This is a genomic window from Pseudanabaena sp. SR411, from assembly GCF_002251945.1.
Taxonomy (GTDB): domain Bacteria; phylum Cyanobacteriota; class Cyanobacteriia; order Pseudanabaenales; family Pseudanabaenaceae; genus Pseudanabaena.
In genome coordinates this window covers 1-10,314 of sequence record NZ_NDHW01000151.1, presented here as the reverse complement: position 1 = coordinate 10,314, position 10,314 = coordinate 1, and the positions used below count along the sequence as shown (strand labels likewise).

The window sequence follows — 10,314 nt, the reverse complement described above, 5'->3', positions numbered from 1 at the left end:
CATGACGCTTTCCCTCTGCTTGTCTTGCGTCTGGTAATTCTTTGAAGGCTTCCACTATTGCGATCTCTGTCATGGCTTGCTATACCTCTAACATACTTCCCAATCCTATTTTATCTCGCTTTTTTAAGAATGAAATAGCCCTGAATTTTTAATAGTTATTAAAGACTTTATTGATAAATCAAGCAAGCATGATGCTCAAATAAGAAATCATCCTTCTTGCAACAATATTTTTGACTTTTCAGATAAATATACCGAAGAAAAGAAGATTCTAAATACAATTAAAATTAATGAATTTTCAACAAATACTGAAAAAGGTGATGCGTTAGAAAATCTTGTTAAACTTCTATTTTCAAGGATCGAGTTGATAAACTCTTTCGATGTAACTAATAAAGATACAGCCTTAGGACAAATTGATATAAATTTGATAGCTGTTGATAACTCTCTGTACGACGTATGGGGAATGGTAAATGATTATCCATCCAATCTAATAGGAGAATGTAAAAATTATTCATCAGAAAAAGTATCAAGACCAGAAATTGAAAAAACTTGCTGGAGATCTGCAAAAGGTAAAGCGCTAAGTTTTTTTATTGGAAATGGATATAAAGAAACAGCTATCAGTGAAATTGGTGAATTTAATCTTTATAAAAATCAAATTATAAATAATGGAAATGGTGTTTATATTGTCCCAATTTCTATAAGTATGTTGGAAGTCGTTATAGATAACAATTTGAATTTTTGCTATTTTATAAAATGGGCGATTAAAGCGTCAAAAATGATGGCAATTGCGAACTATCTTTAAGTTTAACAGCAATAAATTACGAATATTGTTAGATGCCCTAACTCAAGCAACTAAGCATCATTACTAGTCATGAATTGGATAAGTTTTCTTGCATCCATACTCGAAAAGCCTTCATAGCAGCGCTGCGTCCTTGCTGAAAGCTAATTTCTAAAAACTGCGGTATGACATCACGGATAGGAATATCACCAAAAATAGGGCTTAACTGTGATTCGACATACTCGCCATCACGCAAGATATAAATTTTCAATGTCTCATCGTATAGCCATAGTTCAGGTACGCCAAGGATACGGTAAACATCAAACTTAGTTTTGGAAGTTACATCTACCTCGATCGCTAGATCAGGTGGAGGATCGATGGTCATGTCTAGTTTACGGATACCACGCATAGCGATATTATTTTGAATGTAGAAGCAGTCATCGGGTTCTAGTCCTGCGAGTTTGTCAACACGCTTGAAGGTTGTAGATCCAAACCCTTCAAAATCGATCTCCATTGTCTCCAGAAGTGCTTTTACAAAATCTCCAATCAAGACTTTAATTTTTTCATGTTCAGGTAATGGCATGACAATTTCTAATACACCGTTTAAATAAGCAATTCTTGATCTGCGCTTGTCGCCAAGGTCTTGGAGGATAGATTCAAATTGTTCCCAGTCGATTTCATGAAGGATTGTACTTTGTCCTGCTAAGGTTTCAATCTGTGAGATTCGTAATAGGGTGGTCATCTGCGTATCTCCTAACTTTACTCATCCAGCGATCGCTATTTACAGTTTACGCTATTAGAAAAGATGAGTAGCAGAGCTACTCATCTTTTGACTTTTGGAAAAGTTTATAATTATTATTAATATCTAACGCGATCGCTTAAAACTATGTCTCAACGCCCTGTAACCATAGATGATATTTTCGAGTTGTTTCGTGAAAGCGAACGCCAACGCAAAGAACAACAACGAGAGTTTGAGCAGTCTTTGCAAAGATCTCTGCAAGAATATAAACAGACCTCTGAGCAAGAAATGGCTGAACTCAAAAAAATTGTCGCGCAGACAAATAAGCAAGTCGGTGGGATTACGAGTCGTTGGGGTGAGTTTGTCGAAAATTTAGTTAGACCTGCGGCAGTGCGGATGTTTCGCGAGAAGGGGATTGAAGTGCATTTTACAGCCTTGCGAGTGGAAGCTCAGGATGAAAATGGTTCTATCGAAATTGATGTTCTCGCGGAAAATACTAATGAAGTAGTGGCGATTGAGGTTAAGTCTCATTTAGAAGTTCGCGATGTGAAGCGATTTTTAATCACTTTAAATCGTTTTAAACAGGCTCTGCCTAAGTATCAAAGTTATAGGCTTTATGGGGCGATCGCTGGGATTAAGGTGGATGAGAGAGCCGATGAATATGCCACACAGGAAGGACTATTTCTAATTAAGCCTTCGGGGGATACGGTGGCGATCGCTAATGGTCAGGATTTTGTAGCAAAGACTTGGTGAACGGTTGTAGAATTAGATTATTAAAGAGGTAACTTATTATGAGTCAATATGTTTTGCTTCGTATTCAGTCTCTTCAAGAAGAGCTTGAAAGTTTAAAAAAGATTGTTAGTTCCCAACTATTACATACTTCTCGTAAGAAAACTTCTATCAAAGGTCTATGGAAAGATTTTGAGATTCATGATGAGGATTTTACCGATGCGCGAATGGCTATATTTAAAGATGCGAATAACTGGCAAGAGTAGCAAATCAAATGGATACTTATTTGGTAGATACTCATGCTCTAGCTTGGTTTATTGCTGAAGATAAAAATAAAGACTCTCTGGGATTGAAATAGACAAAAATTTGGTAAATATTGACAAGATTGATACTAGATTGCATTTTAATTTGCGCGATAATCCCGTTTGCTGAGAGATAAACATTGTGACTACGGGATTATGACTAAGGCTCTATCGGAAATTGCTCAAGAAAAAGGAATTCGCTACTTTCTCATTTCCTTCACTGACCTCTTTGGCGTGCAACGCGCCAAATTAGTGCCAACCGCAGCGATCGACTCGATGGAAGCCAATGGCGCAGGATTTGCAGGATTCGCCACATGGCTGGACATGACACCCGCCGATCCTGACCTCTTCGCTATTCCCGATCGCAATAGTCTTTTCCCCTTACCTTGGCAACCCGAAATTGGCTGGATGCCCGCCGACCTCTACATGAATGGCGAACCCGTCAAACAAGCCCCGCGCTATGTTCTTAAACAAGCCCTCAGCCAAGCTGAAGCCCTCGGTTATCGCGTTAAAACGGGTGTGGAATGTGAATATTTTCTACTTTCTGCCGATGGTACAGATATTTCTGATTTAAGCGATCGCGCTAGCAAGCCCTGTTACGATCAACAAGCCCTCATGCGCCGCTTCGATATCATTGCTGAAATCTGCGATGCCATGTTAGCGATGGGTTGGGGAGCCTATCAGAATGATCATGAAGATGCGAATGGTCAGTTTGAAATGAACTGGACTTACGCCGATGCCTTAGTCACAGCCGATCGCCATGCCTTTTTTAAATACATGGTCAAAGCGATCGCCGAAAAGCACGGCTTCCGCGCCACCTTTATGCCGAAACCCTTCCCACATCTAACGGGCAACGGCTGTCATACCCATCTCTCCATTTGGGATTTAGAAGGAAATATTAATCTCTTTGATGACGCAAAAGGCGAACTCGGTTTATCGAGCTTAGCCTATCAATTTATCGGTGGCGTATTGCATTCCGCCGAATCCGTCTGTGCCTTCACCAATCCCACCGTCAATTCCTACAAGCGGATTAATGCCCCCGTCACCAACTCTGGCGCAACATGGTCGCCTAACACCATCAGCTACACAGGCAACAATCGCACCCACATGATCCGTATTCCCGAAGCAGGTCGCTTTGAGTTTCGCCTCGCCGATGGAGCCGCGAATCCCTATCTCCTCCCTGCTGCCCTCATCGCCAGTGGTCTCGATGGCATCAAACATAAACGCGAAGCAGGTCAACGTTATGACAATAATTCCTACACCGATCCGCTTCCCTTTGGTACAGTGAAACAATTACCAGCAAATCTTTTGGATGCGCTGCGATGTTTGCAAGCAAATACGATTTTGCCAGAGGCTTTAGGCTCAGAATTCGTGCAATCCTATATCAAGTTAAAGCAACGCGAATGGAATGATTACAGTACTCGCATTAGTCCTTGGGAATTGGAACATACTTTAGATTGTTAAAGCCCAAAAAGCTGTAGCGCACGCTGCGCGTGCGCTACAGCTTTTTGGGCTTTAATCATGCGTGCTTAACATTTTACGCCATGCTCTAACCATTGCAGGTTCTTGATCGGGTTGGATGTATTCGATCATCAGGTTTAGATCGAGATGGGGAAAGAATTGGCTTTGAGCGATCGCATTATATCCACTGCGATCGCTATTGATATGATAAACTGCAAATTTCCCATTTTGATAAAACCAAACTTCGGTAATTCCTAGTCCCTGATAAACTTCCAATTTATCGATACCGCCACTAGTGATAGTTATCTCGATCGCTAAGTCAGGCAATTCTTGACGCTGACCAATACAGAAGCTTTCATCGGGTTCTAATCCCCTCGCCGTAAATTCTGATTTGCAAGTAGCTGAGCCGCAACTAAAGAGGTCAATATTCATGACATCGGCATAGACATATAGCAATCTCGCAATCAGCGTTTTCAGCATTTCATGCTCTGGCGAAAGCGTCACGATTTCTAATGCTCCTTTGAGATAGGTTAGATGGAGGTTTTGATGTCCAGAAAATAGATCGATGAAGGTTTGGTATTGCTGCCAATTTATATCATGGAGAGCAATACGCGGTTCAGCGATTGCAGGAGCAATTAATTTTTCAAGTTCAACTTGTGGTATATCAAGGGTGATTTTCATCGCTCAAATTCCCTCTTTTTCCTTTGCGAATATTTCACAATCTTCCATGCGAGCAAATAGACACTCTATAGAGGTTACAACATTACCATTCATAAAAAACAAGTGATCGCATTGCTAACTAGTCTACTAGCATTTTAGGAGATCGCAAGAAACGGTTAGCTTAAATATCAAATCATTGCTAAATTGAGAGTAAACCCTCGTATTGCTGAGCATGAACTCCCCGATGGACAAATTTATAGATGAGATTATGGGCGATCGCGCAACCTATGAACTAATGGCAAAAGCGATCGCCTTTATTCGTCAAAACCATCGGCAACAGCCAGACCTCGCCGAGATCGCACAACAGGTACATCTGAGCGAATATCACTTTCAGCGCTTATTTACCAAATGGGCAGGAATTAGTCCAAAAAGATTTTTGCAATATCTGACGGTAGAATATGCTAAGTCCAAAATTGCGGAGACAAAGAACTTATTGGAACTGACAGGAGATGTTGGTTTATCTAGTGCAGGACGATTACATGACCTATTTGTGAACCTCGAAGCAATGTCACCACAAGAGTTTAAGACTGGTGGTAAAGGTTTACGGATTTGCTATGGCATCCATGAAACGATGTTTGGTGATTGCCTGATTGCCACGACAGAGAGAGGTATTTGTAATTTATATTTTTTCGATGGAATGGATGAGCAGGCTGCTGCTTTAATGCTGCGAGAGGAATGGTCAAAGGCGGAAATTATTTGCGATCTCCAAATTACCCAACCAATTTGCGATCGCCTATTTAGCCATCTTCCTAATCTGAATACTGCTAGTCAACCACCTCTCACGCTTTACGTCAAAGGCACTAATTTCCAAATCCAAGTCTGGCGAGCTTTGTTGCGAATTCCTTTTGGTGGGATTACGACTTATCATGGCTTAGGGCGATCGCTTGGTCGTTCTAATGCCGCCAGAGCGATCGGTAATGCCGTTGGTAGCAATCCCATCAGTTTTATCATTCCCTGTCATCGTGTCATTCGAGAATCAGGTGAATTAGGCGGCTATCGCTGGGGATTGGAACGCAAGACGGCAATATTAGGATGGGAAGCTAGCCAATTTGACTACGCTGATTGAGGAGCTTTAGAGTAAGTATCTTTAGCTTAGGTTTAATTTGGTGTCAATTTCAAAGAGCTTACTGCTTCATTAAAAATAGGTCTATAGAAATCTTGATCTTCTGTCTTCATAATTGCAACTATTCCGCATACAGCAGCTGCCAATTGGATAGTTACTTGATATTGAGTTACTGGTATTTTAGTTTCTTCATCAATCATATTAAAAACATCAATTCGCGCTGAATGCTGATCAATATTTTCTATGCGCTGCTCTAATATTTCTAACGTCTGTGAAAAACTGGCCTGTGCCTGTTCCGTTAACAGAATCTCTGATAGCTCTTGATAGTTATTTTGATGATATTCAGCTTCAGGAATTTCAATAATTTTAACTGTTATGCAAGGTGAGTAAGGCTCGCCAAGAGATTGATAATATATATCTGTAGCGTAATTCGTATCTTCGTTACTTTCTTGATGCCATCCAATCGGCAAAGTAATTGCAACACCTGTTTTTTTGCCAGAAAATCGTAATTTGGATGTTGAATTGTTCGCAATATTCATGGGCATAAATGTTGATTAAATATTTAATAATTTGTTTTCTTTTAAATGTTATCTTTACTTTCTTTTACCTCGTTTCCACAAAGCTTTAGGTATTCCCGTAATTGCTCCACCAACACCTCCTAAAGCCCCGCCAGCTAAACCGCCGACACCAGCAGTCACACCACCCGCTAATGCGCCTAAACCACCTCCAATCATTTTGCCAACACCTTTAGTTTTGTTCCACAATCCTCCTTGTTTCCAATTTCCCCTTCCTTCCGCCGCTAGACTAGACCCACCACTCATTAAGGCACGACCCGCAGATCTGCCCATCTTAGCCCCTGTAGACAAACCTTCTATCGCGCCTTTACCTGTTTCATGTGCGCCTACTGCGATCGCACCGCCTACTGCTCCAGCCACACCGCCAGCAACCGCACCGATACCACCAGCAACCGCACCAATACCACCAGCTACTGCCCCTACACCGCCACCGATCATTTTACCAACACCTTTAGTTCTATTCCAAGCACCTCCTTGTTTCCAATTCCCCAGCCCTTCTTTAGCCAGTCCCATCCCTCCTTGAGCCACTTCCTTACCTCCGAGTAATAAGGCTGCTCCTGGTGCAGCAAGTTCTCTACCACGCTCAAAAATAAATTGATTACCTGCAAAAGGATTGTCATTATACTGTCCAACTTTTTGATTCGCACCAATCTGGCTATCCTTTAATCCGACTTGCTCGCGTGCTTCATCATCAATGCCAACTTGTTCTTGTTGTTCTTTGAATGCTTCATCTTGGAGCAAGAATTTAGTATGATTATTGGGACCACCACTCTCTAAATTATGTAGAAAGAATTCAGCATTTCCTTTCCCTGTATATAAACCCGATCCGCCAATATGTTTGCCACCTGCTAGATCAACGATGTCACCTGTGGCAAGATGATGCACAACTTCTGGTCTTTCATCTTCTTCCATATCATTAACATTGTTATTAAATTGTCTAACTTGTTCTTGACTAATACCAGGAGCTTGAAAGGTGACTACTTTACTGATATTACCCGTAAAAGCAGAAGCGGCATGTTGAGCCAATGCACCTCCTAAACTATGCCCAGTCACTACTACCTTTCCACCAGCTTGACTAATTAATCCTTGAATTTGCTCTTGTTTTAATTTAAATGCTGTAAAACCGACAGCAGCTGGATCAACATCAGCGAGAGCGTCACCTGTTTTACTGAAATCCGTTCCTTTGAAAGCTAAAACAGGCAGTTTATCAGAACCCTGTTTGGGCATGATTAATCCACAAAATAAACCCGAACCTTGCACTGTACCAAGCCAATTCCTTTGATATCCTTGATTGTCTAGCCATTGCCCCATATCTTCTGGTATTCCATCTATACCTTTATAGGCTAGTTTATGAGCAATCAATTCATAAACAACATCTAAGCTGTCAACTTTACTTGCAGCATCTCCATTTACTAAATCTCTCTGAATATGAGAAATATCGCTATGCATCTCATTTTGAATCGATGATCCTAAAATTGGAAATTCTTTACTTACCGTCTGTTCCTCTTCCACCTTTTCTTCTACTTTCTCTTGACGTTGAATTGGTTGATTTTGAGCTAGTTGATTAGTTGGTGAATGAATTTGTGGAACAACTTTAGCCGCAGTTGCATCGGCTTCTTTTTCATACTTGTTATTTGGCTCACCAATATTCAGCTTTGCCTGAATTGCCATTTTCCGCGAGATCGCCTTTAATCGATTCTCTGGACTTCTTTGAACTGACGTAGCAGCTTCGGGCGTTGGTGTATTAATTAGCTTTTCTAATATATTTTCAGAAGATTTTAATTTCTCTGATATCGGCTTATTTTGTACTTGAGAAAGAGGTTCTTCCTCTTGAGTTGCGAGTGGAGCAAATGATCTAGTTTGCAGGTTAAGAACTGTAGCCTTTACTGAAGGTATTATTCGCGATAACCTATCGTTTATATTCCCCATGTTTGGTTAACTCCTAAGGGATTCCCCGCAAATTTTGCCACCAAATCTCATTCAAGAAAGGATTATTAAATAGTATCACGAATTTTTTGATCAATAAGCAAAAAGTAATAACCTCAATGCGTTCAGAGATATTACATTCAGAAGTCCAGTCTTGCGAGCCTTGCTGCGAATCCCCTTTGACGGGATTACGACTAAGCAGGGCTTAGGGCGATCGCTTGGTCGTCCCAATGTAGCTAGACGGCGATCGGTAATGCTGTTGGTAGCAATCCCATTAGTTATCTGATTCCTTGTCATCGCGTGATTAGAGAATCAGGTGAATTAGGCGGCTATCGTTGGGGATTGGAACGCAAGACCGCAATATTAGGTTGGGAGGCTAGTTGTCAGAATTAGGTTAGGTGATGTTTCAGCGACACCCAAATTTTCTCAGTTACTTAAACCTAGAGTATCAAGAACCTGATCGGCGATCGCATTATACAAAACATCGTTATCAACCCAATAGGATTGCCCTCTACTTTCAGGTATAGTTGTTATCTCTGTTTCATTATCAATTAAGCCTTCAAAAATATTAGTAATTTTTATTTCTCGACCACTTTCCAAGGTTCGCTTCCCTTTATTTCCTTGAGAATATTTTTCTTCGATAGCATGATTTAATGTAAATTTGTCAGCCCACATTTCTGAAACACACTTACGCATCTTTTCGTAGGGAGTAAGCTCCTTCTTGCGCTCTATTCTTTTCGGTTCATAGGACTGCGATCCTCCGTCTTTCCCATCGTATGTCATCAACTCATCGTATAGGGCATTAGGATTAAAAGCCTTATCTTTTCCTAGCCCCGTAATAGCAGATACGGCTCCTGTTGGCACTGTCATAAACGCATTCCCTGGAAATTTCTTCCCAACAGTCTCCACCATCTTTTTAGCAAAGAATGTGCAGTTATAACCAGTTAATAGGTATTGGGGCGGAGATTGCAGTTGAATTTTTGCGAAATCCAGTGCTTGGTTGTATTCCTTTTTGGTTAATTTATAATCTACAGCTCTTTGGGTAGGATCACTTTCATGAAGAGTATCTGGATAGACAACTTTACCAGGGACGGGAACCGTGGGTTGATTATAGAATTCCTTGGGATAGAATCCAAAACTGTGCCTATTTAACGGCTTAGAATTAGTATCTAATGTCGTCAAATTCACCCAAGTATGACCAACTGCTGACGAAGCCTTTGCTAACTTTTCGATTGCTTTTAGTTGTTCTTTCTCATTCATTGAAGTAAATTGTTCTCCCTCTTTCTCCATTAGCACCTGTTTAGCAGCTTCATTTTTGATTTGGGTATTATTTTTTTTGTTTTTAGAGCGCAGTTTGCGTTTGTTTTCAATTGTCAGAGCCAATCGCTTCTTAGCAAAATCGATGAGGTATGGATTCTCAACTGCTGCAAGTAAGGTTAATTTATAATTATCAGATCCTTCAGAGGCTTTTTCTTCTTCGTTTTTGATCGCATTTAGGGATGCTTCCTTCTCTTCTCGAATTTCATTGATAATCTGTGAAGGGGTTTCACTCTTAATCTGACTACTCTTTTCGCCGAGTACCACTAGAACTTCTTTCAGCAAGCCCGCAATATGTTTGGCTTTAGTCTCATCCGATTTATCTTTGGGGATGTAGTCGATCACGCCTCTTGTCTCTGTGTTAATTCTATCAGTATGTCCTCCCAACCATTTTGTACATAGTCTTTTTAGATTTTCATAAATCGTTTTTTTACGGTCTTCAATATTCTCCGACTCGAACTGTTTTAGACATTGAAGGATCTTGGTGTAAGTACTAGAATCTATTTTAGCTTTAGTGCTGGGACCACCAGCCAGACTCACAAAATCATCTTTTGAGATAAGTCGTTGAATCTGATCTGGAGCTTTATGAACTATCGATTGACCACTTACTCCCTTCCCGCTATAAGATCAGTGAATTAATGAAAAGATAAAATCCAGTGTTTTTCGTAATTGTATTTTTGAGAGAAATTGACTGGATTCAAAAAACT

10 protein-coding genes and 1 pseudogene are annotated in these 10,314 nt (G+C 40.6%); 6 read left to right on the top strand and 5 right to left on the bottom strand.

Features of this window, described 5'->3' with window-relative positions; genetic code table 11:
- Window positions 1-361 precede the first annotated feature (361 nt).
- Window positions 362-799, top strand: coding sequence for a hypothetical protein (locus tag B9G53_RS15620; protein ID WP_094533906.1), 438 nt, complete (start codon window positions 362-364; stop codon window positions 797-799).
- 67 nt (window positions 800-866) lie between these two features.
- Here the strand turns inward: B9G53_RS15620 and B9G53_RS15615 are convergent, their stop codons facing one another.
- The gene (locus B9G53_RS15615) at window positions 867-1,517 is read right to left on the bottom strand and encodes a Uma2 family endonuclease (protein WP_094533904.1); all 651 of its coding nucleotides are present in this window, start codon (window positions 1,515-1,517) and stop codon (window positions 867-869) included.
- A gap of 144 nt (window positions 1,518-1,661) precedes the next feature.
- On the opposite strand from B9G53_RS15615, the gene B9G53_RS15610 reads away from it, so the two are divergent.
- The 3 genes from B9G53_RS15610 (at window position 1,662) to glnT (ending at window position 4,009) form a co-directional block, all read left to right on the top strand.
- Window positions 1,662-2,267 (top strand): DUF3782 domain-containing protein, encoded by a 606-nt coding sequence (locus B9G53_RS15610; protein WP_094533902.1) that lies wholly within the window; start codon window positions 1,662-1,664, stop codon window positions 2,265-2,267.
- A 38-nt stretch (window positions 2,268-2,305) separates the two neighbouring features.
- Entirely contained in the window at window positions 2,306-2,509 is a 204-nt protein-coding gene (locus B9G53_RS15605; RefSeq protein WP_094533900.1) for a hypothetical protein, read from the top strand.
- 192 nt (window positions 2,510-2,701) lie between these two features.
- Complete coding sequence (glnT, locus tag B9G53_RS15600) at window positions 2,702-4,009, top strand: type III glutamate--ammonia ligase (RefSeq protein WP_094533898.1); 1,308 nt, start codon at window positions 2,702-2,704, stop codon at window positions 4,007-4,009.
- Between the two features lie 51 nt (window positions 4,010-4,060).
- Here the strand turns inward: glnT and B9G53_RS15595 are convergent, their stop codons facing one another.
- On the bottom strand, window positions 4,061-4,687 hold the full coding sequence (locus B9G53_RS15595) for a Uma2 family endonuclease (RefSeq protein ID WP_094533896.1): 627 nt from the start codon (window positions 4,685-4,687) through the stop codon (window positions 4,061-4,063).
- 223 nt (window positions 4,688-4,910) lie between these two features.
- Here B9G53_RS15595 and B9G53_RS15590 point away from each other — a divergent pair, with 223 nt between their 5' ends.
- Entirely contained in the window at window positions 4,911-5,792 is an 882-nt protein-coding gene (locus tag B9G53_RS15590; protein WP_094533894.1) for a methylated-DNA--[protein]-cysteine S-methyltransferase, read from the top strand.
- 32 nt (window positions 5,793-5,824) lie between these two features.
- Here the strand turns inward: B9G53_RS15590 and B9G53_RS15585 are convergent, their stop codons facing one another.
- On the bottom strand, window positions 5,825-6,334 hold the full coding sequence (locus tag B9G53_RS15585) for a hypothetical protein (protein WP_094533892.1): 510 nt from the start codon (window positions 6,332-6,334) through the stop codon (window positions 5,825-5,827).
- 48 nt (window positions 6,335-6,382) lie between these two features.
- Complete coding sequence (locus B9G53_RS15580) at window positions 6,383-8,293, bottom strand: Mbeg1-like protein (RefSeq protein WP_094533890.1); 1,911 nt, start codon at window positions 8,291-8,293, stop codon at window positions 6,383-6,385.
- A gap of 136 nt (window positions 8,294-8,429) precedes the next feature.
- Here B9G53_RS15580 and B9G53_RS29100 point away from each other — a divergent pair.
- A pseudogene (locus B9G53_RS29100) lies at window positions 8,430-8,683 on the top strand (methylated-DNA--[protein]-cysteine S-methyltransferase); the annotation flags it as partial.
- 33 nt (window positions 8,684-8,716) lie between these two features.
- Here the strand turns inward: B9G53_RS29100 and B9G53_RS15570 are convergent.
- A complete protein-coding gene (locus B9G53_RS15570) occupies window positions 8,717-10,147 on the bottom strand; it encodes a hypothetical protein (RefSeq protein WP_094533888.1) in 1,431 nt (476 codons plus the stop codon).
- Window positions 10,148-10,314: the final 167 nt, after the last annotated feature.

What these genes read in the sequence shown, in the direction of transcription:
- B9G53_RS15615 (WP_094533904.1), bottom strand. Translation starts at nt 1,517, where the DNA reads ATGACCACCCTATTACGAATCTCACAGATTGAAACCTTAGCAGGACAA.
- B9G53_RS15610 (WP_094533902.1), top strand. Translation starts at nt 1,662, where the DNA reads ATGTCTCAACGCCCTGTAACCATAGATGATATTTTCGAGTTGTTTCGT.
- B9G53_RS15605 (WP_094533900.1), top strand. Translation starts at nt 2,306, where the DNA reads ATGAGTCAATATGTTTTGCTTCGTATTCAGTCTCTTCAAGAAGAGCTT.
- glnT (WP_094533898.1), top strand. Translation starts at nt 2,702, where the DNA reads ATGACTAAGGCTCTATCGGAAATTGCTCAAGAAAAAGGAATTCGCTAC.
- B9G53_RS15595 (WP_094533896.1), bottom strand. Translation starts at nt 4,687, where the DNA reads ATGAAAATCACCCTTGATATACCACAAGTTGAACTTGAAAAATTAATT.
- B9G53_RS15590 (WP_094533894.1), top strand. Translation starts at nt 4,911, where the DNA reads ATGGACAAATTTATAGATGAGATTATGGGCGATCGCGCAACCTATGAA.
- B9G53_RS15585 (WP_094533892.1), bottom strand. Translation starts at nt 6,334, where the DNA reads ATGCCCATGAATATTGCGAACAATTCAACATCCAAATTACGATTTTCT.
- B9G53_RS15580 (WP_094533890.1), bottom strand. Translation starts at nt 8,293, where the DNA reads ATGGGGAATATAAACGATAGGTTATCGCGAATAATACCTTCAGTAAAG.